This is a genomic window from Ruegeria sp. YTSB088 (assembly GCF_059609825.1).
This window is the reverse complement of record NZ_JBXWMM010000014.1, coordinates 82,197-105,836: the sequence shown is the minus strand read 5'-3', so window position 1 is coordinate 105,836 and position 23,640 is coordinate 82,197. Positions and strand designations below refer to the sequence as shown.

The window sequence follows — 23,640 nt, the reverse complement described above, 5'->3', positions numbered from 1 at the left end:
CCGAAGGTCTTCCTATCCGCAATCGCACTCGCAGCTACCGTCCTGTTCTGGCTGTAATTTAATGAGTCTGGAGCCTAAGGTCAGCGCCAATAATGACCTACGATTTTGAATCGGACAGCTATAATGTGCCAATCGGCTTGGGTATGGGGCAAGTGTTCAAAAAAAAGGACATCACCTACAACGTCTTTGTCGAACCGCAGTACTCAGTTGCGAGCAAAGGGCCAGGGCAGGCAAAATGGCAGATCTTTGCTGGCTTCAATACTCAATTTTGAAGGTAATGCCTTTTTCCAACTACCTCCATGTCGGCCGCTCTCGCGTTGTGAGGTCTTTCGCTGCACCAAAATCCAATGCCTGTTAGTTGGTGTCAATTTTTCATCGTCTCAAACGGAGCAAAAAAGAAAAAGAGGCTGAACTCTCAGCCTCTTTCAAGATTTACCTATAGGGCCTTGGCCCGACGGGCCGCCTCTTTTATCGTCTTCTCAATGCAAAACCGGAAACAACCCAGCCTCCGGTCAGCGGCTGTTAGGCTTCGAGGATGTCATCATCCTCGGCGGCACTCGGCGGCATGTCAAAGTCCAGCCCATGAGCCGCACGAATCTTGTCTTCGATGTCCAACGCTATGCGGCTGTTGTCACGCAGGTATTGTTTAGCGTTCTCACGACCCTGCCCGATCCTCTCGTCACCGTAGCTGAACCACGATCCAGACTTTTCGACCACACCGGCTTTGACACCCAGATCCAGAAGTTCGCCCATCTTGCTGATGCCTTCACCATACATGATGTCGAATTCCACCTGCTTGAAGGGTGGCGCAACCTTGTTCTTCACAACCTTGACGCGGGTCTGGTTGCCGACGACTTCATCCCGGTCCTTGATCGCGCCGATGCGGCGGATGTCTAGACGGACCGAACTGTAGAATTTCAGTGCATTACCGCCAGTCGTTGTCTCGGGGCTGCCAAACATCACGCCGATTTTCATCCTGATCTGGTTGATGAAAATGACCATGCAGTTTGAGCGGCTGATCGAACCCGTCAGCTTCCGCATCGCCTGGCTCATCAGACGGGCCTGTACGCCAACACTGCTGTCCCCCATGTCGCCTTCCAGTTCGGATTTCGGTGTCAGCGCCGCAACCGAATCGACCACGACCATGTTGACCGCACCAGAACGCACAAGCGTATCGGTGATTTCCAGCGCTTGCTCACCGGTATCGGGCTGCGAGATCAGAAGTTCGTCCAGATCAACGCCCAGCTTGCGGGCATATTGCGGATCCAGCGCGTGTTCGGCATCAACAAAGGCACAGACGCCGCCGCGTTTTTGTTGTTCCGCGATACAATGCAGCGTCAGAGTCGTCTTGCCCGAGCTCTCCGGGCCGTAAATCTCGACAATCCGCCCCATCGGCAGGCCGCCGATTCCCAACGCAATATCCAACCCGAGCGAGCCGGTCGAGCTCGCTTCGATATCCTGCGTGGCACCTTCGCCCAGCTTCATGATCGAGCCTTTGCCGAACTGCCGTTCGATCTGGGCCAGCGCACTGTCGAGCGCCTTTTGCTTGTCTGCGTTTTTCTTGTCGCTCATTGTCAGAAGATCCGCCATTATCCTGTCGCCTTCCCTTTTGTCACACCCTTGATCGGGCGGCAATCGCTGCTTTGTTCGCCTCTTGTTCCTTATGGGACCAAAAAGAGAACATTTCAATAAAAACTTACAAGATTTAGTCTTCTGCAATTGTGTTAAGGAGTCGTTTACGACAATCTGCGCGCATGGCCGTGTGACAGTTGGAGCAATTAAATGCTTGTTTTCTTTGAGGAACGCCTCGCCTTCCTTGCTGTTCCTAAAACCGGCAGCACGGCGTATCACAAGGCGTTGCGGGATCGCGCTGACCTCGTCGTCACGCACCCGCCAGAGCTAAAGCACGCTCCGGTGCGCAGATATGATCGGTTCTTCCAGAATATTTTTCTGAAGATGTACGATACCGAGATGGAAATCATGGCTGTAGTTCGCGAACCCGTAGACTGGTTGGGTAGCTGGTATCGATTTCGCAGTCGCGCAGACCTGACCGGCCACGCCCATTCAACCGGAGACATGAATTTTGACGCGTTCGTGCAGGCCTATATGACAAATCCGCGCCCAGATTTTGCCGATGTTGGCAGCCAAAGCCAGTTTTTCCGTACCCGCAGAAATGGTCGAGGCGCCACTCATATCTTCAAATACGAGCATCAGGGCAAAATTCTCGACTTCTTGCAAGCGCGTCTGAATGTACAAATCGACCTGCCACATGAGAATGTATCACCATCGGGTGACCTGACACTGACACCTGAGACTCTGCAGAGATTTCGAAGAAGGCACGCAGAGGAATTCGCGCTCCACGACGCAGCCTTGTAAGAAGATCAATTCAGCTGCTGAAAAACCGCCTCGGTCAACTGGTTGAGTGAAAACGGCTTGGGCAGGAAGGTCGAATTGGCGATTTCGGGCCCTGAATCCCCAAACGCGCCTTCGGTATAACCCGATACGAAGACCACACGGGCATCCGGGCGTCTTTCCCGAGCTTTGCGCACCCAGGTCGGCCCATCCATGCCGGGCATGACCACATCCGTTACAAATACATCAACGTTCAAAGTCGAATCCTCCAGAAGGCGCAATGCTTCCTCGGCCGAATCCGCCTCCAGCACGGTATAGCCTTTAAGCCGCAAGGCCCGGGTCGCGAAGGCGCGGACCGGAGCTTCGTCTTCAACCAGAAGTACCACGCCTTCTCCTTGGCGCGCACTTTGTGCTTCGGGTTGAGCCGGAGAGTCCTGCTCGGCTTCTGCCACCGTGGCACAAACCGGCAGGAATACCGTGAATTCGGTGCCTCGATCCACCGCGCTGTCTACAAAGATGAAACCGCCTGTCTGCTTGACGATGCCGTAGGCCGTCGAAAGCCCGAGTCCCGTGCCCTCACCCGTGCGCTTTGTCGTGTAGAAGGGTTCGAAAACCTTTTGCAGTTTGTCGCAAGGTATCCCTACACCGCTGTCCACGACCCTGACCGTAACGTACTCCCCAGGCTTTACGGTTGCCCTGTCGCGACTGAGCGGTTGCGTCAGGTTCAACACCTCGGTCTCGATACGTATTTCGCCCCCGTCCGGCATGGCGTCGCGCGCGTTGACGACCAGGTTCATCAGCACCTGTTCCAACTGCCGTTTGTCCGCCCGAACCGGCTTTAATACTGGATCATGGCTGAGAGTCAGTTGAACTTTCTCGCCAACCAACCGGTTCAACAAGTGAATGAGGTCCGAGATCGTGTCCCGCAAATCCAGAACTTCGGGCCTGAGGGTCTGTTTGCGCGAGAATGCGAGAAGCTGGCTGACCAACGCAGCGGCCCGGTTGGCGTTCTGATTGATCTGCACCAGATCCCCGTAGTCCGGGTCATTCTGATCGTGGCGCAACAATAGCAGATCGCAGTGCCCGGAAATGGCCGTCAGCAGGTTGTTGAAATCATGTGCAACCCCGCCAGCCAGCTGGCCCACAGCTTGCATTTTCTGCCCTTGAACGAATTGAGCTTCCAGAGTTTTCAACTCGGTCGCATCATTCAGAACCGCAATCAGAGAAATCTTGCCATCAACAACAACACGGCTCAACGTGACCTGCACAAAGATCTCTTTGTCTTTTCTGGTCAACTGAAGAAACTCAGAACGTTGGGCTTCTTCTTCCGAGGCTGTGCGCGCAAGCCAGTCCAGAATGGGGCGCCCCAGGCCCCGCATGATATAAGTGATATTGGTGTCTTCGAGGTTTTCGTTTCCCAGCAGCTTATTCGCCAACCTGTTGGCATTCAGAATGGCCCCCTCGGGAGAAAGAGTAAGGACCGGAACCGGAAGGTCTGCAAAAGACGTACTGGCCCCGGGTGCCGGAGTCTGGATGAGCGGCACCAAACCAAGGCTTCGCTCTTTGCTGGTACGGGAAAGTTCAGTCACAGCAACCTGAATCATCCCGTCCAGTGACTTGATTATGTTCGAAGCTCCGATCTGTGGGTCAGCATCACAGAAGATGTCGCGAACACCACCGGGACGGGACCCAAGCAACCTTTTTGCCGCCGGATTTGGACACACCACATCATTCGCGCATCCTATTGTCAGAACCGGCAAATTGATCGACTGCCAGCTTCCATGGTCTGACTGGTGAAACCGCCAGCAAAAAATGTCGGGGGCCAATTGAAGCACAGTTACACTGTTCGTGTTTCCCCTGATCGAGTAGTCTTCCTTAGCCCGCCCGAGTGATCGGGCCTGAGATTGCAACCTCAACAAAACCACCTGAGGGTTTGGGAAAGTTGATCCGAGGCAGCATGCAAGGCTGGCTCCTTTTGCCGCCCCAAACTGGTTTCGTGCTGGTGTGTTGGACGCCAGAATGTCGCCATAGGCATTGGCGATCAGGAAAGGTGATTCTTCCTGTTCCGCAAAGGCGGCCATTACGGCAGTGGCTTGTTGCGCTTGCCTGGCAGCAACCTGACCCTTGATCACGACGCACAACGTTACGAACAGAACGGACATTCCCGCGACCATCATGCCCATGGTCCAATCCGGTGGCAGCAGCCCGACCACAGGTGCGAAACTGATCAATAATGCCAACCCCACCAACGACCAAAGACGAGAGGCAGAGGGCGTTTGGACAAGGGAAGGGTCACTGAAAAATTCTGCTGTGTCAGACATAAACGGCTCGGGCGCAAAGTTATCGGCTATAACGGCCAAAATTAGTTAATACCCGCTTAACGGTGTTCGAAATGCGGTTATCTACCCAAGGTTGTTATTTCTCGCTAGCTTAGCGCGTCAAGTGCGACGTAAAGAACCCGTCAGATTCGTGTGTTACGTGCCACGCCTTCCGGTAGGTTTCTCTCCACCCGGAGTGGCGTTCCAGAAAATCGGCTATGATGGAACCGTTTTCGTCCATCAGAACCGAACAAGTTGCGTAAGCCAACAGGCCGCCCGGTCGCACCAAAGGCGCTATGTCAGATAAAACACGAGCCTGAATGATCGTGAGTTCCCGCAGCCGTTCCTCGGTCAACGCCCATTTCCCGGCTGGTGCCCGTCGCCAGGATCCGCTGCCAGAGCACGGAGCATCCACCAAAACCACATTAAACGGATCAAGACCCGAAAGTGCAGCGGTGTTCAGGGTGGTTATCTTTGCTCCTGCTCGCTCTGCCCGGGTCGGGATGTCTTTCATTCGGCCAGGATTCACATCATGCGCGAACACCTCAACGCCCTCGTATGCTGCCAGAGCCAGCGCCTTGCCACCGCCACCCGCGCAATAATCTAGAACACGCATTCCCGGCCGCAGATCCAGCGAGGCCACAACAGCCTGGCTTGCGGCGTCCTGAAGCTCGATCAGGCCCCGGGCATAAGCCTGGCTTTGGGCAATGCGCCGGGCCCCTTCTGTCACTTCAAGGGCAGTGCGGCAAATCTGAACCGGATGGGCGACAATACCCTCGGACTTCAAGGCTTCGATGGCATCGTTCAGATCGGTTTTATGGAAGTTGACCCGCAAATGAACGGGTGCCCGGTTCTGCAAAGACATTGCACATGGAACCAAAGCGTCGTTCAGAGAGGCAGCAAACCGAGGCCAAAGCCACTCCGGAATGTCATATTTCTCGGCTTCGGACGCGAAATCCCGCGCCGTTTCCGTTTCCTGAACCGGCATCGGAGCGTGACGATTGCCGGTGAACAACTCGGCCAGATCACCGCCTGACGTACGCGTCGCACCGATCATCAAACCGCGTCCGGTATCGGACCCTCCCAACGCTGCGTACGAGCGCTGGCGTCGCAACGCGTCGAATACGTGATCGCGAATGGCCGCTCGATCCTTGGATCCGGCAAAGCGACTGCGCCGCGCCCAGCCTGTCAGAGCTTTTTCCACCGGTGCGCCAGACAGGATGTCATCCAGAATTTCAATCGAGGCCTGAACTCGGGCAGCGGGCGTCATCGCGAAATACCTCGGCAGAAACAGGCCTAGATGGGCCGATCCAATTGGCAGCACAGCACCCGGTCGTGGGTGCCGTGTATCTTTTTCAATGATTTACATTACCCGGTAGTTCGGGCTCTCACGTGTAATCTGTACATCATGCACGTGGCTTTCTTTCAGACCCGCGCCCGTGATCTTCACGAAGTTGCAGTTCTTGCGCATCTCTTCAACAGTTGCGCAGCCCGTGTAACCCATCGCAGCACGCAAGCCGCCAACAAGCTGGTGAATCACGGCACTGGCAGAGCCTTTGTAGGGCACCTGCCCTTCGATGCCTTCGGGCACCAGTTTGTCATTGGCCGCGTCCTTCTGGAAATAGCGATCCGCGGATCCGCGCGCCATTGCGCCCAGGCTACCCATCCCGCGATAGGATTTGAACGAACGACCCTGATACAGGATCACCTCACCCGGGCTTTCATCGGTGCCTGCAATCATCGACCCGACCATGGCACAGGATGCCCCGGCTGCAATCGCCTTTGCAAAGTCACCCGAGAACTTGATGCCACCATCAGCAATGACCGGAACATCGCCCGCTGCTGCCGCACAATCGCCAATCGCCGTCAGCTGAGGAACACCAACGCCTGCCACCATCCGAGTGGTACAGATCGAGCCCGGACCAATACCCACCTTGATCGCGTCGGCGCCCGCATCGATCAACGCTTTGGTTGCCTCGCCGGTCGCCACGTTTCCGGCAATGATCTGAACCTCGTTCGACAGGGTTTTAACCCGCCTCACAGCGTCCAGCACGCCCTGAGAATGACCATGAGCGGTATCAACGACGATGATGTCGACACCCGAATCCACCAATTGCTCGGACCGTTCGAAACCGGCATCGCCGACCGACGTCGCGGCAGCAACCCGCAAGCGACCCAGACGGTCCTTGCACGCGGTTGGGTTCAAAACGGCCTGCTCTGTATCCTTCAGCGTCAGAAGACCAGTCAGCTTACCGCCACCATCCACAACCAGCAGCTTTTCGATCCGACGAGCCCGCATCAGGCTTTTGGCTTCTTCCAGATCGGCAGGTTCCTGCAGCATCGCCAGATTTTCCGAAGTCATCATCGCGTGCACCGGCGTATCGTCCGAATTTGCAAAGCGCATGTCTCGGTTGGTCAGAATACCCACCACGCGGCCCTGCTCGTCCACGACCGGAAAACCGGTGAAGTTATAGCGCTGCACCAGCGCGTTGGCGTCGGCCAATGTCTGGTCCACCCGCAACGTCACGGGATTATAGACAATACCGGATTCAAACCGTTTGACCCGGCGGACTTCGCGCGCCTGTTCATCCACCGAAAGGTTCTTGTGAACGACACCGATACCCCCCGCCTGTGCCATGGCAATGGCCATGCGCGCCTCGGTCACGGTGTCCATGGCCGAACTCAGCAATGGGATGTTCATGGTGATTTCGCGCGTCACACGCGTAGTGGTATCTGCCGTTGCCGGAAGCACAGAAGATGCGCCCGGAACCAGGAGAACGTCGTCAAAGGTGAGTGCCTCACGAATCTGCATTTGAATACCCCATGCAAAAGCCCGTTTGGCGGTGACCCTATTACATGGATTGAACCAAAGGGAAAGCCCTTGGGGGCAACTCTGTGGCTCTGGTTGCCGAAGCAGTCGAAGAAAACGACGCTCGTTGTGCAGATCGTGCCGCTGATAGCCCTTTCCCTTTGCGCTCAAACCCATATCTTGCCCGGAACACGCGCGAATATGAAAAAGGTATGTCACTGATGACCACCGACCCTCTTGTCGTCTTCACCCCGTCCGGAAAACGTGGGCACTTCCCCGTCGGCACCCCTATTCTGACGGCAGCCCGTCAATTGGGGGTGGATCTGGATTCGGTCTGTGGGGGCCGCGGCATCTGTTCAAAGTGCCAGATCACACCCAGCTATGGCGAATTTCCCAAGCACGGCGTCACGGTGTCCGAGGGCGCGCTGAGCGCATGGAACGCGGTTGAACAGCGTTATGACGACAAGCGCGGTTTGAAACCGGGCCGCCGTCTGGGCTGCCAGGCCTCTGTTCAGGGCGACGTGGTGATCGACGTACCGCCGGAAAGCCAGGTGCATCGTCAGGTCGTTCGCAAGGCGGCCGCCGCACGCGCCATCACGATGGACCCGGCCACACGCCTTTATTTCGTTGTGGTGGAAGAGCCCGACATGCACTCGCCCACCGGCGATCTGGAACGGCTGGAGCGGGCATTACGCGAGCAGTGGGACATCGAAGCCGTCACGGCGGACCTGACGTTGATGTCCAAACTTCAACCGGTTCTGCGCAAGGGTAAATGGGAAGTCACCGTGGCGGTTCACAAAAGTCACAAGGACAGCGTGGCGCGTATCGTCGAAATCTGGCCCGGCCTGCATGAAGGCGGGCTGTATGGTCTGGCCATCGACCTTGGCTCGACCACAATCGCCGCGCATCTGACCGATCTGGAAACCGGCGAGGTCAAGGCTTCCTCTGGCCTCATGAATCCACAGATCCGCTTTGGTGAAGACCTGATGAGCCGCGTTTCTTATTCCATGATGAACCCCGGCGGCGATCGGGAAATGACCAAGGCAGTGCGCGAGGCGATCAACGACCTGGCCACATTGATTGCCGAAGAGGCAGGCATTGACACCTCTCTGATCGTGGAAACGGTGTTCGTCTGCAACCCGGTCATGCATCACTTGCTGCTGGGGCTGGACCCGGTGGAACTGGGTCAGGCGCCGTTTGCGCTGGCAACGTCGGAAAGCATGTCGCTGCCCGCGCGCGAGATGGATCTGACAACCATGAATCCACGCGCGCAGGTCTACATCCTGCCCTGTATTGCGGGCCATGTGGGCGCAGATTGCGCGGCGGTTGCCCTGTCCGAAGAACCCGGCAAGTCCGAAGATCTGGTTCTGATCGTCGACGTCGGCACCAACGCCGAAATCCTGCTGGGCAATACCAGCCGCGTGCTCGCCTGTTCCTCGCCCACCGGGCCTGCCTTCGAAGGTGCTCAGATCAGTTCTGGCCAGCGCGCTGCGCCCGGCGCAATCGAGAGAATCGAGATCGACCCTGTCACCAAGGAACCCAGGTTCCGCGTCATCGGGTCCGAGAAGTGGTCGGACGAAAAAGGCTTTGATCAGGAGATCGCCACAACCGGGATCACGGGCATCTGCGGATCCGGAATCATCGAGGCAGTGGCCGAGATGCGTATCGCAGGCCTGCTGGACGAAGGCGGCCTGATCGGATCAGCGGAACAGACCGGCACTGACCGTTGCGTGCCTGAAGGTCGCACACACGCCTACCTGATCCACGATGCCAGCGCCGATGGTGGCCCCCGCATCACGGTCACGCAGGGTGACATCCGTGCTATCCAGCTTGCGAAATCTGCCTTGTACGCAGGTGCACGCCTGCTGATGGACGAAATGGGCGTCGAAAAGGTGGATCGCGTGGTTCTGGCCGGTGCGTTCGGCGCGCATATCTCGACCAAACACGCCATGGTGCTGGGAATGATACCAGATGCGCCGCTGGAGAAAGTCTCGAGCGCGGGCAACGCCGCAGGTACCGGCGCGCGGATTGCACTGTGCAATATCGGATCGCGCGCCGAGATCGAACGCGTCGTGCGCGAGATCACCAAGATCGAAACCGCCATTGAGCCGAAGTTTCAGGATCACTTCGTGGCCGCCAATGCGATCCCGCACAAGACGGATCCGTTCCCGGAACTGGCCCAAGTTGTCACATTGCCCAACCCAAGCTTCAACACCGGCGGCGAGACCGAAGCAGGTGGCGGACGGCGTCGCAGGCGCCGCAGTTAAACCGACAGTTCAGTGACCCGTGGGAAACCTCGGGTCATTGTCCTCACCCATATCAGGCGTTGCGTCGGACCTCGTCCAGCGACGTGACGCCTAGTTGGGCCATGGCGATGCTCATTTCTTCGCTGAGTACCGACCATAGCTGCTCGAGGCCCTCTTCGCCTTCGGCCGCAATTGCAAACTGAAGGATGCGGCCCAAAAAGGTGAAGTCCGCCCCATTCGAAAGTGCCTTGAGAACGTCTTCACCAGAACGTAGCCCACTGTCGTAGAAAAGCGGAAAATCCGGACCGACGGCCTTGCGGATCTCGGGCAGAGCCGTGATCGGCGCGGGCGCACTTTCCAACTGGCGTGCACCATGGCTTGAGACCTGAATGGCGTCCACGCCTGCTGACTTGAGCCTTTGCGCGTCGCCTGCATCCAATACGCCTTTGACCACCAGCTTCCCGGCCCATTGATCGCGCATGCGGGCCAATGTCTCCCACGTGGCCTTGGCGCGACTTTCGGTCCGGTCGAAATCGTAGCCATCCATGAGGAAATTCGCCATTTCCGGCTTGCCTTTCAGCAGGACCGGCAAGGACCACCGAGGGTGCAAGGCAAAATCCATCACCTGCTTGGGACCCATTTTGAAGGGCATCTTGAACCCATGGCGCAGTTCGCGCGGGCGTCGGCCAACCTCGGGCACATCCACGGTCAAAACCAGTGTCTCGTACCCCGCTGCCTTGGCGCGATCGACAAGCTTGAACGTGCCGCTGCCATCGCCGCTGAAGTACAGCTGGAACCAGGCATGGCCTTCAGCTTCGACGATCAGATCCTCCATCGCGGTCGAGGCGACAGTCGAAACCCCGAGCGGCACTTCATGGCGTGCGGCGATGCGGGCCAGCATCAAGTCGGCACCCGGCGCGGACAAATTGCACATGCCCATCGGAGCGATACCGAACGGGCGTCTCGCGGGCCGGTCGAACAAGGAACTTGCAAGAGATCTTTCGCTAACGTCTCGCAAGATACGCGGGTGCAAGGTCATTGCATCCAAAGCGGACCGATTGCGACCGGCACCCACCTCGACCCCGGCCGCACCATCAATATAGTCGAACACCATCCACGGAAGACGCCGCCGCGCCAGGCGGCGGGCGTCCTCGGCGCTGTGGATGGCGCTTGCGCCCATCAGGCCTGAACGGCCTTCATGAATCGGTCGCGGATGACGACCGGATCCATCGTGATCGGCGGCATCTTGGCATTGCCGCTTTCGCACTTGCTGACGATGATGGTCATCTGTTTGGCATCCAGCGCCTCTTGCAACACACGTCCGGTGTCTTCGGCGGCGCATTCGATCACGCGCTCACACCCGGCGGCCTCGGCCATCTTGGCCAGCGAGGTCTTCTGCCCCGCATAGGTCGGTTGATCCCCGGTGGAGCCGTAAGAGCCATTGTCAACAATCAGCAGGATATAGTTGTCAGCCACGTTGTTTGCGATGGTCGGCAGGGTGCCCAAATTGGTCAGAATCGAGCCATCCCCGTCGATCACGATCACCGGTTTCGGCTGCGACAGCGCCAGCCCAAGACCGATCGAAGACGCCAGCCCCATGGTGCCAAGCATGTAAAAGTTGGTTGGCTGGTCGTCGATGGCATGCAGTTCCTGGCTGGGGATGCCGATATTGCAGACCACCAGTTGAGACCGCAGGATCGGAGCGATTTCCTTCAGAATTTCAGAACGGATCATTGGTCGCCATAGCCTCCCCAGAAATTGGCGTCGGTCAGGATGGCGACCGGCTTGTTGCACATGAATGTGTATTTCAGGATCGCGTCGAGCTCCTCGACATCTGCCTGATGGTGGAAGTGGTAGGTCGGGATGTTCAACTGAGCCAACAGCGCCTTGGTGTGAACGGCCATCTCGACCTGGCAGGCAATGGGTTCGCGCAGCTCGCCCCGGTACGAGATCAGCATCGGCAGCGGCATCCGGTAATACTGGATCAGCGTCGCCAGCGTGTTGATCGTGACCCCGATCGCGGTGTTCTGCATGATGATCGCGGGTCGCTTGCCGCCCATCCACGCCCCGGCGCACAGGCCCATCCCTTCGTCTTCCTTGTTGGACGGGATGTGATAGATGCCATCACGCTCATCGATTTCCGCGATGACACCTGCCAATTGCTTGCACGGGACAGTGGTGACAAACGAGATATCGTTCGCCACCAGATCGTCGGCGATCTTTTTGTCTATGTTCATGATCCTGCTTTTGGTCCTGTTTGGGGCGCTAGACGCGCGATTGAGGAATTCAGGCCCTTCGGTGCACGTGCACGGCACAGGGGGCGTGGCGGACGACGCGCGAGGCGGTCGATCCCAGGAAGTAGTCGCTCAGGTCCGGCTTGTGCGAGCCGATTACGATACAGTCGACATTGTTGCTTCTGGCGTAGTCGATGATAGAGCGCGCGGTATGGCCTTTGACAATCTCGGACGTCACCCCATCAAGCCCTTCGACTTTTTGCAGCAATTGCAAACGGGCCCGTTCGAAGCCTTCAGCGACAACGGATTTGTCCAGATAGGCGCTGACCGATCCCTGAGGCATCTCGTAGACGTGCAGCGCAATTATTTCCGCGCCCTTACCTGACAAGGCCCGCGCGATTTCCAGCGTGTGTTGCGATATGCCGTGATCCAAAGCTAACGGGACCAGTATTTTCGTGTACATGAAGGTCTCCAGTTCTGTCAGTTCTATACCCAGGGCCTCAGGATAATCTTGGGTGCGGCCACAGCGCCAGATCGGATATCGCAAAACGCTTGCGCGCCGTCGGCCAGAGCGCGTTCTTCAATCCAATCCAGAGCCCCCAGCCGCCCGTCAAAGATAGCCTGAGCCGTCTGGCGAAAGTCTTTGGCGGTGTATGTGTAAGTCCCGATGAATGTGATTTCCTGTAAGGTCATCCGACGAATGTCCAGACCACCGGTATCTTCACCCAAACCCACATGCGCGATCACGCCCCCCGGCTCGGCCAGGGCCGAGGCAACTGACCGCGTCAAGGCATATCCCACAGCGTCTATGACCAACGGGTAAGTCCCTTTGGCTGAACCCTCCAGCGCGAAGCTTTCGATTTTCGCCAAGTAGTTCCGACGCAGCTCATTTGGTTCCGCGATGGTAACATCGTCGACGCCCATTGCTCGCAAGGCCAAGGCCGCCGCAAGGCCGATGGCCCCACCGCCGATCACCAATGCGCGACGGTCCATCGCTGGATGCAGAGCCGCGATCCCTAGCCGGGCAGTATGCCAGCTTACCGCCAAAGGTTCAGCCAGCGCAGCTTTGGCAAACGAAATACCTTGCGGTACTTCGACAAGATTGCTGGCAGGCATGGTGACATATTGAGCAAACGCCCCTTCACGCGGCGGCATCGAGATGATCTGGCGATCCGGGCACAGGTTTTCACGACCAGCAAGGCAGGCCGCGCATTGACCGCAGCTGACCAGCGGGTTGATTGTCACACGATCACCGGCGCGTTTCCCGTCAACAATCACACCAGCTGCCTCGTGCCCAAGGATCAGGGGCGCCGGACGACGCGCATCATGGCCCAGATAGGCGTGCATGTCCGACCCGCAGATGCCGACCGCCTCGACCCGGATAAGGTGTTCCGAAGCCCCCGGTTGGGCATCCGGCACATCACCGAACACCATCTGTTCCACACCTTGATAAACCAGCGCCTTCATTTGGCCGTGAACCCTCCATCAACCATAAGAACCTGCCCAGTGACATAGTCGGACGCTTTTGAGCACAAAAACAGAATCGGCCCATTGATGTCCTGCATCTGTCCATTGCGCCCAATGCAGGTTTGTGCGGCGTTCCGCTCTGCGCGTTCGGGGTCGTCGAATACGGCCTGCGTTAGTTCGGTGGGAAAGAAACCCGGACCAATCGCATTGGCGGTAATGCCGAAGGGCGACCATGCCTCGGCCATCGCCCGGGTCAGTTGTCCGATCCCGGCCTTGGTGGCCCCATATGCAATTCCGCCCGGAAACGCGCGCGTTGTTTGCAGCGAGGCAAAATTGACGATACGCCCCCACCCCTTCTTTTTCATCTCGGGCACCATGGCCTGACTGAGGAAAAACGGCGCGCTGAGGTTCAGGGAAAACGTGGTATCCCATCCTTCAGGAGTAACATCGTCGGCAGCCTCGCGTGTGTTGACCCCAGCCGCATGTACAATGATGTCCGTTGCTCCAAACTTCGAGTTGATCGTCTGCACCAGCTCGCCCATTCCGTCACGATCCGAAACATCGGCGATCACCGCTTCTGCGCTGTCGCCGATCTCGGCCTGCATCTGCGCCAGGGCGTCGCCGCGCCGGGCCACGCCGACAACATTCGCGCCGGCTGCGGCAAGCGTCCGCGCCACCTGCCGCCCCAGCCCCGAACTGGCGCCGGTAATACAAGCCACCCGGCCCGTCAGGTCAAACAATGCGCGCGGGTCATCCATCGGCGGTCAGGTCGAACGTTTCATCCGGGAAATACTTGGCCAGACGCACATCCGCCGCACGGGCATGACCTTCCATACCTTCCAGTCGGGAAATCCGTGCGGTGGCTTCGGCGATGGATTTCGATCCTTCACGCGTGGCCCGCTGCCACGTGACGATCTTCATGTATTTGTGAACGCTCAAACCACCGGTATAGCTGGCCGCACCTGACGTTGGCAGAACATGGTTCGTCCCGGTTGCCTTGTCTCCGTATGAAACTGTTGTCTCTTCGCCCAAAAACAGCGAGCCATAACACGTCAAGCGATCCAGCCACCAATCCAGATCCTCGGCCTGAACCGTCAGGTGCTCTGGTGCATATTCATCGGAACAGGCGGCCATCTCTTCACGGTCGGAACAGACAATGACTTCGGCATAGTCGCGCCACGCGGCCGAGGCATTTTCCCGGTTCAGCTCTGGCAGATCGTTGATCAAAACCGGAACCAACTCCATCACTTTCTGTGCAAGGTCGCGATCGTCCGTCACCAGCCAGACGGGCGAGTTGTACCCGTGTTCGGCCTGACTGACCAAATCGGTTGCCACCACATGGGCGTCCGCGGAACTGTCGGCCAGGATCAGGCTGTCGGTCGGGCCCGCGATCATGTCGATACCAACCTTGCCGTAGAGAATGCGTTTGGCCTCGGCCACGAACTGGTTGCCCGGCCCCACGAGGATATTGGCGCGCGGCAGTCCGAAAAGGCCATAGGTCATGGCGGCCACGCCCTGTACACCGCCCATGGCCAGAATGCTGTCGGCTCCGCAAATATGCGCGGCATAGACAATAGCAGGCGCAACACCCTCGCCCGGTCGCGGAGGAGAACAGGCGGTGATATGACGGCACCCAGCGACCTTGGCCGTTGTCACTGTCATAATAGCGCTGGCGATATGGCTGTATCGCCCACCGGGAACGTAGCATCCTGCCGCATCCACCGGGATCGCCTTTTGCCCCGCAACGAAACCGGGAACGATCTCCATCTGTACGTCCGACACGGTTGCCTTCTGCGTTTCCGCAAAGCGCCGAACATTGTCATGGGCAAACCGGATATCGGCCTTCAGCTTTTCGGGCACCAGCGCGATGGCTGCATCAATCTCGTCCTGCGTCATCAGGACATTTCCTTCGAACTTGTCGAACTTGACGGCATATTCCAGCGCCTTGGCATCGCCACCGGCCTCGATATCGGCAAGGATGGTCTTGACCGTATCATGCACCTCCGAGGCATGTGATTGAGCGGTTAAAGTCGCCTTTTTCAAATATTCACGAGGCATGTTCAGCAGGTCCTATTGGTAGATTTCAGGAAGCAAGGTAGTCGACACAGCAGGCACGTAGGCGATCAGGATCACCACGATGAGCATGGTCAATACGAAAGGAACGGCCCGCGCGGCAATCTTCAGAATGGACTCACCGGTAATGCCAGATACGACGAACAGGTTCAGACCCAATGGCGGCGTGATAAAGCCCACTCCCAGCGCGGTGATCATCATGATGCAGAACTGGATTTCATTCATGCCGATATTGTCGGCCAGCGGTTTCAGGATCGGTGCCAGGATCACGATGTTTGGCGTTGTCTCCATCACACAGCCCGCTGCGATCAGGATACCGATCATCAACAGGATCAGAAGATACGGATCGTCGGTCATTGATGTCACAGATGCCACGAACCCTTGAGGAACACCCATAATCGCCAGAGCCTCGGCCAGTGGGGCCGAAAAGGCGATGATGGGCAGGATTACCCCGTTTACCTTGGCCGAACTGACCAGCATCGAAGGAAAGTCTGCCAGTGACAGCGTGCGCAGGATGAAGCCCATGACTATGGTGACAACAACGGCCGTTGCGCCCGCCTCGGTCGGCGTCAGGCGACCCGAAAAAATGCCGTAGAAGATGATCCCCGGCACGATGAATGCGTACCAGCCCGACTTTAGCGCCTTGCCCAGATTGGACAGCCATTCACCCATCGTCATCACGCCGCCGCCCTCGTAGGCATAGAGGCGGTTCATGATGATGTTGGTGATCAAGATAGACACCAAGATGGCCAGACCCGGGATCAATGCCGCCAGAAAGAGGGTCGAGGCAGATATACCCAGCACAAGCCCGATGATGATATAGGCGATCGATGGTGGGATCAGGATGCCGGTACAGGCCCCCGCCGCGACCAGAGCACAGGCGTAGGGGCGCGGATACCCGCTTTCCACCAATCGGTTGATTGTCATCCGACCAACCGCCGCCGCCCCGGCAGCATCCGACCCTGAAATCGCGGCAAACATACCGCAGACCAGAACCGTTGCCGAACCGAACCCGCCTTTGGCGAAGCACGTCAGCGCCTCGGCAACATCAAGGAATTTGCGCGACAGACCGGTCCGCACCAAAACGTCCCCGGTCAGGATGAACAATGGCACAGCCGTAAGGGCAAATGCGTCGATACCTGTGAACAGGCTTTCTCCGACCAGGCTGAGCGGCAGGTCCCCGGACATGACCAGCATCACGATCGCGGCTGTTCCAATGGCGGCCCAAACCGGCACGGCCAAGGCGATCAGACCAACGAACAGGATGACTGGCAGGTAAAAATCCCAGCCCAGTTCAACGGTTTGATTGAGGGAGTTCCAAAGCATCCGTGTTCTCCTCAGTCAAACAGCTTGTCGCCTTCGAAGACGGGGGTGCCGTCACGAAGAGATTTCAGGTCACGCAGGAAGGATTGGATCAGCCGCCATATCATCAGGGCAAACCCAGTGGGCACGGCCATAAGGAACCAGACTTTCGATACCCGAAGCCCATCCGTGACCGAACCGAATTTGGCCGAAACATGAACCGCCTCATACGACCAGTACAGCGCGATGATGGCCACGCCGAACATCACGAGATCGCCGAATATATAGAGCAGCGCTTTGGGGCGCGGCCCGATGTAGTGCATGATCACATCGATCCGGATATGGGCCCGTTCTTTCACCGCAGCCGCGGCACCAATCCAGGCGAGGTAGATGAAGGAATACCGAACGATTTCCTCGCCCCAGATCGACGAATAGGCAAAAATCTCGCGCCGCAGCACCTCGATGGCCATGGTGATAACCAGCATCACGTAGAACACCAGCAGCAACCAGCGCTCTGCGTTCCGGTCTATGTTTTGAAGAATGGACATCTGATCCTCCGGCGAAAGGACAGCCACGCCCGCGCCTGTCGTGGCGGGTTGTTGTCGGGCTGACTGCAAGAAAAGGTCGTGGACGCCCGTCAGGCGTCCACCGGTTTGGCTTTAGGCGTCGTGGACGTAGTATTTGCCCTGAGTGCCGGCCGCTTCGACAAGTTTCTCGAAGTTGTCCATCGATCCGGCCAATTCCGTCTTGAACGGGTCCCAGTCGGCGTTCTGATACCCGCCTGCATCCTGCCATTCCGCCAGTTGATCGTCACTCAGCGAGTGGAACTGCACCCCTGCCTTGTTCAGCTCGGCCATCGCATAAGCCCGAGCCGACGGAACCTTGGACAGGTTCTGATGGCTGGTCATTTCCGACCCCCACATGATGCCTTCCTGTACATCGGCGGGCATCGAGTTGAACCATTCCAGGTTACAGGAATAAACTTGGCTGTCCGGGACCGCCTGCGTGAAGGTCACATGGCTGAGGATATCCTTGAAACCAAAGACATAGAGCGCGCCAACCGATGGATCGAGCGCGTCCGCAACGCCCTGCTTGATGGCCGACGGGGTCTCGCCCCAGGCTACGGGCGTCGGGTTGGCACCGACCATGCGATAGTACTGTTGCAGCATCTTCGATCCCGGCACGCGGAACTTGATCCCGCTCATATCACCGGGGGTGAGCACTGCATTGCCGCCCTGACGAACCGCAACGACGCGCGGGTCGATGTTTACATAGAACAGAGCCTTGAATCCTGCGGCCTCGACCTTGGGGTGAACCTCATTTTTCCACGTGTCAGAATGGACAAGGTTGGTAAAACGCTGGTTCGAGCCGCACAGGTACGGCATGTTGATCAGGTCGACTGTCGACGCGAATGGCGCAAAGTTTGACAGCGAATGCTGCGCTGCTTGAATGGTTCCGCCCTGCACCTTCTGGACCAGTGCGCCACCCGCACCAAGCTGACCGCCGGGGGCCAGTTTGACATAGACCTTTCCGTTTGTGGCGTTCTGAATGTTCTCCTTCAGATCCAGCTGCATGATCGGATAGCTGCGCGACGCGCCAAGCACATAGGCCGTGGCCACCGTCATCACGTGGTCTGCGGCCTTCTCTCGCTCGCTCTCTTCCTTCGCGGTCTGCGCGGCAGCCTCAGAAGACCACAAAACGCCCCCTGCCCCGGCGATTAATGCGGCCGTGAATGCGCCACTGGCGCTCAGTTTTAGAAAATTGCGGCGCTCGGCCGATGCAAGTTCGGTCTTGTCGGTTTTCATCAATTGCCCTCCCAAGCAAAAGTTCAGCTGCCGTCTTTTGCGTTCCGGTCAGCTTCCTTTTTCAGAATTGCGACAACGAACAAGATCGAGGCCGCGAACAGAACCAACATCTCTCCAACGTCACCAAGAAACGCACTGTTCGCAAAAGCACCCAAAGCGACATTTGCGAAATAGATCGCAAAAACAATGACTGATGCAGCGAGATACATTTCCGGGACCCCCTTCAGAATCGGCTCAATTGTCTTTGTAAGCGCTTACATCTAAAATGCAAGCGCTTACATAAACGCTTTCATCCTTGGAAAAATGCGACTAACTTAGGCGAACCGAAATTGAGAGTTCGAGAATGTCAAAACATCTGTCCGCACCGACGCTGGATGACGTTGCCAAGGCAGCAGGCGTTTCAACTGCCACCGTGTCGCGGTGCCTGAACACCCCGCAACAGGTTGTCGAGGCAACGCGAAAGCGTGTTTTATCTGCCGTAGATTCCCTGGGCTACACGCCGAACTTTGCAGCGCGTGTGATGGCCGCTCGGCGTTCTTTCACTATTGGCGCTATCATCCCGACAATGGAAAACGCAATCTTCGCAAGAGGTTTGCAGGCGTTTCAAGAGGAAATCCACAAACAGGGCTACACCTTGCTGGTCTCCAGCTCAGCCTACCAGCCGGCCGCAGAAGAAGATCAGATCCGAACACTGGTTGCCCGGGGTGCCGACGGGCTTTTGCTGATCGGGCACGACCGTGACCAGCAAATCTACGACTATCTCGAACGGCAGAAAGTGCCGGCCCTGGTTGCGTGGTCCTTCCTGCCGGACAAACCCATACCTTCGATTGGATTTGACAACAGACGGGCAATGGAGGCTTTGGCGAGCAGGATCATCGAATTGGGCCACACGCGTCTGGCGACGATTTCCGGCATCAGCAAGGGAAATGATCGTGCGCGCTTGCGTATCCAAGGTATAAAAGACGCGATGTCCCAACATGGCCTGTCGCAAAACGATCTGGTCGTGACCGAAACCTCCTACGAGATTGAAAATGGTGCCGAGGCATTCAAGCACCTCATGTCGAGCGACCGCCCGCCATCCGCGGTTTTGTGCGGCAACGACGTTCTGGCAGTCGGCGCGGTACGGCAAGCTCAGCAGATGGGACTTCGGGTGCCCGAAGATGTCTCCATCACCGGATTTGATGATATCGAGCTTGCGCGCATCGTCGCCCCTGCACTGACAACTGTTCATGTCCCTCATCGTGAAATGGGACGCAAGGCTGCTTTGGCGTTGATACAGATGATCGAATCCAACTCACCTGGCACATCCGTCGAACTGCCAACCCACATCGTAGGCAGAGAGTCTCTGCTTGGCCTCAACAGGTAACGCCGGCTTTGTCATTCCGTTGAACAGGACCATCGAAATACGCGCTATCATATAGATACTGAGATCCACGAAGGCGGCGATGAGGCCGCAAAGCGTCTGTTTTTTTACTAATTAACAACGTCTTACAGATTGTTGCTGGAGCGGGTAGCGGGAATCGAACCCGCGCGTTCAGCTTGGGAAGCTGACAGGCTACCATTACATCATACCCGCCGCGCCAACTGAGATAACATCAGAGCATCCGAACGATCAAGTCAGATCGTCCTCCACCTTCATCAAGGGTTTTACTCGGTTCGCGCCCGCAGGCTGTCGATCAGGGACTGGTCGACATCCAAGGCGGCGCCCGCCGCCTCCAAAGTTCGGCGATCGAGATGCTGGGGGTTCAGATCAACCCCTTGTGAAAACGCTTCAACAATGGCCTTCATGGCTGCGATCCGCGCATATTTCTTGTTGTTGGATGGGATCACGTGCCAAGGGGCTATTTCTGTCGACGTCCGTGCCAGCATTTCGTCAACGGCCACTTCCGCGACATCCCATTTTTCACGATTTCTGAAATCTTCGTAAGTCAGCTTCCAACGTTTCATCGGGTTTGTCAGACGCTCGGTAAAACGGCGCATCTGCTCTTCTTGTGAAATGTGGAAGAACAGTTTTACAATCCTCGTCCCGTCATCGACCAGCATTCGTTCGAAATCATTGATTTCCTTATACGCGGCCCGCCAGCGCGTTTCCGGGGTCAGTTTTTCAATTCGCTCCACCAGAACCCGACCATACCAGCTGCGGTCGAAAGCGGAAATCGCACCGGACGGCGGCAGGCGTTCCCAGAACCGCAGCAGATAATGCCGGTTGAGGTAGTAGTTTCGGGGCGCGCCGATGGGCCAGACCTTGAAGCTGCGCGGGTCCAAAGCCTGACTGATCCGGCGAATGGTTCCCCCTTTTCCGGCAGCGTCCCAGCCTTCGAACACCAACACGCCCTTGATCCCGTGAAACAGAAAGGCTTGCTGAATTCTGGCCAACCTTGTCTGCAATTCGACCCGCTGATCGAAATAGTTCCTTTTATTCAGCCTTTTGTTCAGATCTGCATCTGAGAGCTTTGGGGGATGATGTTTCCTCATGCTGGCACCTGATCGTTGCATCCTGGATCAGGGTATTCTGAAACCTTGTGGCAAATCGGCATTGATCAGGGTCAAATGCAAAAGGCCGGGCACAGGGCCCGGCCTTTGCAGTCTGTTCCGCCCCCCCAAATCAGGCGCGGCGGCGACGGCCACCGCCGCGACGACCACCTGCGGGGCCTGCGGCACCCGCCTCGTCCGGCGCTTTGTTGAACTTGATCCACTCACCGCCATGGGGGTCATTATTGGTCAGCAGGTTGGCGGCGCGAATGGCCTCCATTTCCTTACCCGCGCGCGGCTTGGTCGAACCCAGGCCGAACAACTGACAGAAGGTTTCATCATCCATGTCCGCAGGCAGAATGACACCCTTGGCTTCAATCTCGGCCTTTTTCTCAGCGATCCTCTTGGGCCCTACAGGCAAGGCAACAGGGTTCATGATTGCCGAGGTCATACCAGCGCCCATCGCCATTGGAAGGAAAGCGTTATTGATGCCGTGGCGGTTCGGCAGGCCGAACGACACGTTGGACGCACCACAGGTGGTGTTTACGCCCAGCTCTTCGCGCAAGCGACGGACCAGCGCGAACACCTGCAGACCAGCAGTTGCCATCGCACCGATGGGCATGACCAGCGGGTCGACCACGATGTCATGCGCGGGAATGCCGAAATCAGCCGCGCGCTCGACAATCTTCTTGGCCACTTCGAAACGCACATCGGGATCTTCCGAGATACCGGTGTCATCGTTCGAGATCGCAACAACCGGGACGTTGTATTTCTTGACCAGCGGCAGAACCAGCTCCAGACGCTCTTCTTCGCCGGTGACCGAGTTCAGCAGCGGACGGCCCTCGGCCGCCGCCAGACCCGCTTCCAGCGCACCTGGAACCGACGAGTCGATGCACAGCGGTACTTCGACCAGCCCCTGAACCAGTTCGACAATCTTGCGCATCAGCGGCGGCTCGGTCTCGTTCGGATTGGGGTTCGAGTTATAGACAACGCCCGCATTGATATCCAGAACGGTTGCTCCCGCAGCTACCTGCGCCAGCGCGTCTTTCTCGACGGTCGAGAAATCGCCCGCTTCCAGCTCGGCGGCCAGTTTCTTGCGGCCAGTCGGGTTGATCCGCTCACCGATCACGCAGAACGGTTCGTCAAAGCCCAGGACGGCTGTTTTTGTTTTTGATTCTACGACTGTACGCGTCATGTCCGTTCCTTAGGAGTTTACAGGCTGTGCAGAGGCACCGCCGTTATTGATGGCCCAGTTGGCGTTGGTCTTGATGCCGCCAAGTGGGAAGAAGTGTACGTTGGTGATGTTGAAATCCGGGTTGGCCGCTTTGTGGTTGGCCAGCTCGGCCACAACATCGGTCGGCTCGTAGGGCAACAACAGCTTGGACACGTCCATGGCACGCTTTTGCAGCACCTTCAGAGACGGGCCAACACCGCACGCGATGGCGAACTTGATCAGAGTCTGCAGCTTGGCCGGACCGGCGATACCGATATGGATCGGCAGATCAATTCCGGATTCTTTCAGGCTGTCGGCCCAGGCGATGATCGGCTTGGCGTCAAATGCGAACTGGGTGGCCAGCGCCATTTCGGCGTCCGTGGTCTCGTTGAACTTCTGTTTCCAGCGCAACGCGTCATCGACGTTTCTGGTCGAGCCGTCCGGGTCAATGTCCTTGTTACCTTCGGGGTGACCGGCCACGTGCAGGCGCTTGAATCCCGCCTTGTCGAACAGACCGGTTTCCAGCAACTGCATCGAACTGTCGAAATCGCCGTGCGGATTGGCAACACCACCGGCCAGCAACAACGCCTGTTCGACACCTGCTTCGCCCTGGTACATGGCGATCCAGTTTTCCAGGGTGGCCGCGTCTTTGATTATCCGCGCCGGAAAGTGCGGCATCACCGGATAGCCCTCGGCTGCGATCCGCTTGGCGGTCTTGACCATATCCTCGATCGGAGTGCCCTCGATATGGGCGATGTACACGCGTGTTCCCTCGGGCAGCAGCGGGCGGAAATCCTCGACCTTTTCGGCGGTGCGCGGCATCACCTCGATCGAATAGCCCTGCAAAAAGGCTTCGACGGTCGGATTTACTGGGCCGTTTTCGACCACATCACGTTTCTTGAAGTTCAGCAAAGCCATTTCGGCCTCCCATAAAGTCTGGGGCTCATGCCCAACCGTCATTGGCGATCAGCGCTTTGACGCGGTCCTGATCGTATTCCGTTTCCAGACGCACAGCTTCGGCTTCGGCAATCTCGGCAGGATCGCCTTCGACCGCGAAAGGTTCGGCTTTGCGCCATTCGGCCAGATAGGCATCACTGTCCTTGGCATTCACCTTCATCGCGGCACGGTCGATGGCTTGTTCAAACCGTTCTTCCAACTGCCGCTTTGCGCCACGACGGCCTTTGCCGACGATGACCTGAGCGGGAATGTCGCGCCAATACACGATGGTGACGTCAGGCATTGCTGTGATTCCTCCTAACCCGATGGGCCGGTTCTAAACTTCAATGTAGGCTTGGGTCGGTCGATTTTCGACACACGGCGCTTTCCAAACGACGTTTTGCGCCTACTGT

23 protein-coding genes and 1 tRNA gene are annotated in these 23,640 nt (G+C 57.6%); 4 read left to right on the top strand and 20 right to left on the bottom strand.

Annotated elements, in window-relative coordinates; all coding sequences use genetic code 11:
• Positions 1 to 92 precede the first annotated feature (92 nt).
• Entirely contained in the window at positions 93 to 272 is a 180-nt protein-coding gene (locus tag AC2FFA_RS19450; protein WP_496852857.1) for a hypothetical protein, read from the top strand.
• 250 nt (positions 273 to 522) lie between these two features.
• Here AC2FFA_RS19450 and recA read toward each other — a convergent pair whose 3' ends face one another.
• Positions 523 to 1,590 carry a recombinase RecA gene (gene recA / locus AC2FFA_RS19445; protein WP_117868914.1) on the bottom strand — a complete coding sequence of 356 codons (1,068 nt, stop codon included), beginning with the start codon at positions 1,588 to 1,590 and terminating at the stop codon, positions 523 to 525.
• 192 nt (positions 1,591 to 1,782) lie between these two features.
• On the opposite strand from recA, the gene AC2FFA_RS19440 reads away from it, so the two are divergent.
• Positions 1,783 to 2,376: a gamma-glutamyl kinase gene (locus AC2FFA_RS19440; RefSeq protein WP_496852856.1), complete on the top strand. Its 594-nt coding sequence runs from the start codon at positions 1,783 to 1,785 to the stop codon at positions 2,374 to 2,376.
• 5 nt (positions 2,377 to 2,381) lie between these two features.
• Here AC2FFA_RS19440 and AC2FFA_RS19435 read toward each other — a convergent pair whose 3' ends face one another.
• The 3 genes from AC2FFA_RS19435 to guaB all read right to left on the bottom strand — a co-directional run bounded on the left by AC2FFA_RS19435 (position 2,382) and on the right by guaB (position 7,482).
• The gene (locus AC2FFA_RS19435; RefSeq protein ID WP_496852855.1) at positions 2,382 to 4,673 is read right to left on the bottom strand and encodes an ATP-binding protein; all 2,292 of its coding nucleotides are present in this window, start codon (positions 4,671 to 4,673) and stop codon (positions 2,382 to 2,384) included.
• Between the two features lie 109 nt (positions 4,674 to 4,782).
• A complete protein-coding gene (locus AC2FFA_RS19430) occupies positions 4,783 to 5,940 on the bottom strand; it encodes an RsmB/NOP family class I SAM-dependent RNA methyltransferase (RefSeq protein WP_496852854.1) in 1,158 nt (385 codons plus the stop codon).
• A gap of 93 nt (positions 5,941 to 6,033) precedes the next feature.
• Positions 6,034 to 7,482, bottom strand: a complete 1,449-nt coding sequence (guaB, locus tag AC2FFA_RS19425) for an IMP dehydrogenase (RefSeq protein ID WP_117868911.1) — start codon at positions 7,480 to 7,482, stop codon at positions 6,034 to 6,036.
• A gap of 218 nt (positions 7,483 to 7,700) precedes the next feature.
• Between guaB and AC2FFA_RS19420 the strand changes: the two genes are divergently transcribed.
• Complete coding sequence (locus AC2FFA_RS19420) at positions 7,701 to 9,746, top strand: ASKHA domain-containing protein (protein WP_496852862.1); 2,046 nt, start codon at positions 7,701 to 7,703, stop codon at positions 9,744 to 9,746.
• Positions 9,747 to 9,798: 52 nt separating this feature from the next.
• Here the strand turns inward: AC2FFA_RS19420 and AC2FFA_RS19415 are convergent, their stop codons facing one another.
• The 11 genes from AC2FFA_RS19415 to AC2FFA_RS19365 form a co-directional block, all read right to left on the bottom strand.
• Entirely contained in the window at positions 9,799 to 10,905 is a 1,107-nt protein-coding gene (locus AC2FFA_RS19415) for an alpha-hydroxy acid oxidase (RefSeq protein ID WP_496852853.1), read from the bottom strand.
• On the bottom strand, positions 10,905 to 11,459 hold the full coding sequence (comE, locus tag AC2FFA_RS19410) for a sulfopyruvate decarboxylase subunit beta (RefSeq protein ID WP_496680616.1): 555 nt from the start codon (positions 11,457 to 11,459) through the stop codon (positions 10,905 to 10,907). Before comE ends, AC2FFA_RS19415 begins: the two co-directional genes overlap by 1 nt.
• Positions 11,456 to 11,962, bottom strand: coding sequence for a sulfopyruvate decarboxylase subunit alpha (comD, locus tag AC2FFA_RS19405; RefSeq protein ID WP_496852852.1), 507 nt, complete (start codon positions 11,960 to 11,962; stop codon positions 11,456 to 11,458). The genes comE and comD overlap by 4 nt, the downstream gene beginning before the upstream one ends.
• A 49-nt stretch (positions 11,963 to 12,011) precedes the next feature.
• Positions 12,012 to 12,422, bottom strand: a complete 411-nt coding sequence (locus AC2FFA_RS19400) for a universal stress protein (protein WP_299893551.1) — start codon at positions 12,420 to 12,422, stop codon at positions 12,012 to 12,014.
• 23 nt (positions 12,423 to 12,445) lie between these two features.
• Positions 12,446 to 13,426: a zinc-dependent alcohol dehydrogenase gene (locus AC2FFA_RS19395; RefSeq protein WP_496852850.1), complete on the bottom strand. Its 981-nt coding sequence runs from the start codon at positions 13,424 to 13,426 to the stop codon at positions 12,446 to 12,448.
• Positions 13,423 to 14,184 (bottom strand): SDR family NAD(P)-dependent oxidoreductase, encoded by a 762-nt coding sequence (locus tag AC2FFA_RS19390; protein ID WP_496852849.1) that lies wholly within the window; start codon positions 14,182 to 14,184, stop codon positions 13,423 to 13,425. Before AC2FFA_RS19390 ends, AC2FFA_RS19395 begins: the two co-directional genes overlap by 4 nt.
• Positions 14,177 to 15,484 (bottom strand): histidinol dehydrogenase, encoded by a 1,308-nt coding sequence (gene hisD / locus AC2FFA_RS19385; RefSeq protein ID WP_117868904.1) that lies wholly within the window; start codon positions 15,482 to 15,484, stop codon positions 14,177 to 14,179. Before hisD ends, AC2FFA_RS19390 begins: the two co-directional genes overlap by 8 nt.
• 12 nt (positions 15,485 to 15,496) lie before the next feature.
• Positions 15,497 to 16,825, bottom strand: a complete 1,329-nt coding sequence (locus AC2FFA_RS19380) for a TRAP transporter large permease (RefSeq protein ID WP_117868903.1) — start codon at positions 16,823 to 16,825, stop codon at positions 15,497 to 15,499.
• Between the two features lie 11 nt (positions 16,826 to 16,836).
• Entirely contained in the window at positions 16,837 to 17,349 is a 513-nt protein-coding gene (locus AC2FFA_RS19375; protein WP_496852848.1) for a TRAP transporter small permease, read from the bottom strand.
• A 111-nt stretch (positions 17,350 to 17,460) separates the two neighbouring features.
• Positions 17,461 to 18,606: a TRAP transporter substrate-binding protein gene (locus AC2FFA_RS19370; protein ID WP_496852847.1), complete on the bottom strand. Its 1,146-nt coding sequence runs from the start codon at positions 18,604 to 18,606 to the stop codon at positions 17,461 to 17,463.
• A gap of 23 nt (positions 18,607 to 18,629) precedes the next feature.
• Positions 18,630 to 18,815: a hypothetical protein gene (locus AC2FFA_RS19365; RefSeq protein ID WP_117868900.1), complete on the bottom strand. Its 186-nt coding sequence runs from the start codon at positions 18,813 to 18,815 to the stop codon at positions 18,630 to 18,632.
• A gap of 134 nt (positions 18,816 to 18,949) precedes the next feature.
• On the opposite strand from AC2FFA_RS19365, the gene AC2FFA_RS19360 reads away from it, so the two are divergent.
• Complete coding sequence (locus AC2FFA_RS19360; RefSeq protein ID WP_496852846.1) at positions 18,950 to 19,972, top strand: LacI family DNA-binding transcriptional regulator; 1,023 nt, start codon at positions 18,950 to 18,952, stop codon at positions 19,970 to 19,972.
• 136 nt (positions 19,973 to 20,108) lie between these two features.
• Here the strand turns inward: AC2FFA_RS19360 and AC2FFA_RS19355 are convergent.
• From AC2FFA_RS19355 to AC2FFA_RS19335, 5 genes are all read right to left on the bottom strand, one after another.
• Positions 20,109 to 20,182: transfer RNA gene (locus AC2FFA_RS19355), tRNA-Gly, on the bottom strand.
• Positions 20,183 to 20,253: 71 nt separating this feature from the next.
• Positions 20,254 to 21,081: a polyphosphate kinase 2 family protein gene (locus tag AC2FFA_RS19350; protein ID WP_496852844.1), complete on the bottom strand. Its 828-nt coding sequence runs from the start codon at positions 21,079 to 21,081 to the stop codon at positions 20,254 to 20,256.
• A gap of 130 nt (positions 21,082 to 21,211) precedes the next feature.
• Positions 21,212 to 22,273, bottom strand: coding sequence for a methyltetrahydrofolate cobalamin methyltransferase (locus AC2FFA_RS19345; protein WP_117868897.1), 1,062 nt, complete (start codon positions 22,271 to 22,273; stop codon positions 21,212 to 21,214).
• A gap of 9 nt (positions 22,274 to 22,282) precedes the next feature.
• On the bottom strand, positions 22,283 to 23,209 hold the full coding sequence (locus AC2FFA_RS19340; protein WP_496852843.1) for a methylenetetrahydrofolate reductase: 927 nt from the start codon (positions 23,207 to 23,209) through the stop codon (positions 22,283 to 22,285).
• Positions 23,210 to 23,234: 25 nt separating this feature from the next.
• Entirely contained in the window at positions 23,235 to 23,531 is a 297-nt protein-coding gene (locus AC2FFA_RS19335) for a virulence factor (RefSeq protein ID WP_117868895.1), read from the bottom strand.
• Between the last annotated feature and the right edge of the window lie 109 nt (positions 23,532 to 23,640).

What these genes read in the sequence shown, in the direction of transcription:
- AC2FFA_RS19450 (WP_496852857.1), top strand. Translation starts at nt 93, where the DNA reads ATGACCTACGATTTTGAATCGGACAGCTATAATGTGCCAATCGGCTTG.
- recA (WP_117868914.1), bottom strand. Translation starts at nt 1,590, where the DNA reads ATGGCGGATCTTCTGACAATGAGCGACAAGAAAAACGCAGACAAGCAA.
- AC2FFA_RS19440 (WP_496852856.1), top strand. Translation starts at nt 1,783, where the DNA reads ATGCTTGTTTTCTTTGAGGAACGCCTCGCCTTCCTTGCTGTTCCTAAA.
- AC2FFA_RS19435 (WP_496852855.1), bottom strand. Translation starts at nt 4,673, where the DNA reads ATGTCTGACACAGCAGAATTTTTCAGTGACCCTTCCCTTGTCCAAACG.
- AC2FFA_RS19430 (WP_496852854.1), bottom strand. Translation starts at nt 5,940, where the DNA reads ATGACGCCCGCTGCCCGAGTTCAGGCCTCGATTGAAATTCTGGATGAC.
- guaB (WP_117868911.1), bottom strand. Translation starts at nt 7,482, where the DNA reads ATGCAGATTCGTGAGGCACTCACCTTTGACGACGTTCTCCTGGTTCCG.
- AC2FFA_RS19420 (WP_496852862.1), top strand. Translation starts at nt 7,701, where the DNA reads ATGACCACCGACCCTCTTGTCGTCTTCACCCCGTCCGGAAAACGTGGG.
- AC2FFA_RS19415 (WP_496852853.1), bottom strand. Translation starts at nt 10,905, where the DNA reads ATGGGCGCAAGCGCCATCCACAGCGCCGAGGACGCCCGCCGCCTGGCG.
- comE (WP_496680616.1), bottom strand. Translation starts at nt 11,459, where the DNA reads ATGATCCGTTCTGAAATTCTGAAGGAAATCGCTCCGATCCTGCGGTCT.
- comD (WP_496852852.1), bottom strand. Translation starts at nt 11,962, where the DNA reads ATGAACATAGACAAAAAGATCGCCGACGATCTGGTGGCGAACGATATC.
- AC2FFA_RS19400 (WP_299893551.1), bottom strand. Translation starts at nt 12,422, where the DNA reads ATGTACACGAAAATACTGGTCCCGTTAGCTTTGGATCACGGCATATCG.
- AC2FFA_RS19395 (WP_496852850.1), bottom strand. Translation starts at nt 13,426, where the DNA reads ATGAAGGCGCTGGTTTATCAAGGTGTGGAACAGATGGTGTTCGGTGAT.
- AC2FFA_RS19390 (WP_496852849.1), bottom strand. Translation starts at nt 14,184, where the DNA reads ATGGATGACCCGCGCGCATTGTTTGACCTGACGGGCCGGGTGGCTTGT.
- hisD (WP_117868904.1), bottom strand. Translation starts at nt 15,484, where the DNA reads ATGCCTCGTGAATATTTGAAAAAGGCGACTTTAACCGCTCAATCACAT.
- AC2FFA_RS19380 (WP_117868903.1), bottom strand. Translation starts at nt 16,825, where the DNA reads ATGCTTTGGAACTCCCTCAATCAAACCGTTGAACTGGGCTGGGATTTT.
- AC2FFA_RS19375 (WP_496852848.1), bottom strand. Translation starts at nt 17,349, where the DNA reads ATGTCCATTCTTCAAAACATAGACCGGAACGCAGAGCGCTGGTTGCTG.
- AC2FFA_RS19370 (WP_496852847.1), bottom strand. Translation starts at nt 18,606, where the DNA reads ATGAAAACCGACAAGACCGAACTTGCATCGGCCGAGCGCCGCAATTTT.
- AC2FFA_RS19365 (WP_117868900.1), bottom strand. Translation starts at nt 18,815, where the DNA reads ATGTATCTCGCTGCATCAGTCATTGTTTTTGCGATCTATTTCGCAAAT.
- AC2FFA_RS19360 (WP_496852846.1), top strand. Translation starts at nt 18,950, where the DNA reads ATGTCAAAACATCTGTCCGCACCGACGCTGGATGACGTTGCCAAGGCA.
- AC2FFA_RS19350 (WP_496852844.1), bottom strand. Translation starts at nt 21,081, where the DNA reads ATGAGGAAACATCATCCCCCAAAGCTCTCAGATGCAGATCTGAACAAA.
- AC2FFA_RS19345 (WP_117868897.1), bottom strand. Translation starts at nt 22,273, where the DNA reads ATGACGCGTACAGTCGTAGAATCAAAAACAAAAACAGCCGTCCTGGGC.
- AC2FFA_RS19340 (WP_496852843.1), bottom strand. Translation starts at nt 23,209, where the DNA reads ATGGCTTTGCTGAACTTCAAGAAACGTGATGTGGTCGAAAACGGCCCA.
- AC2FFA_RS19335 (WP_117868895.1), bottom strand. Translation starts at nt 23,531, where the DNA reads ATGCCTGACGTCACCATCGTGTATTGGCGCGACATTCCCGCTCAGGTC.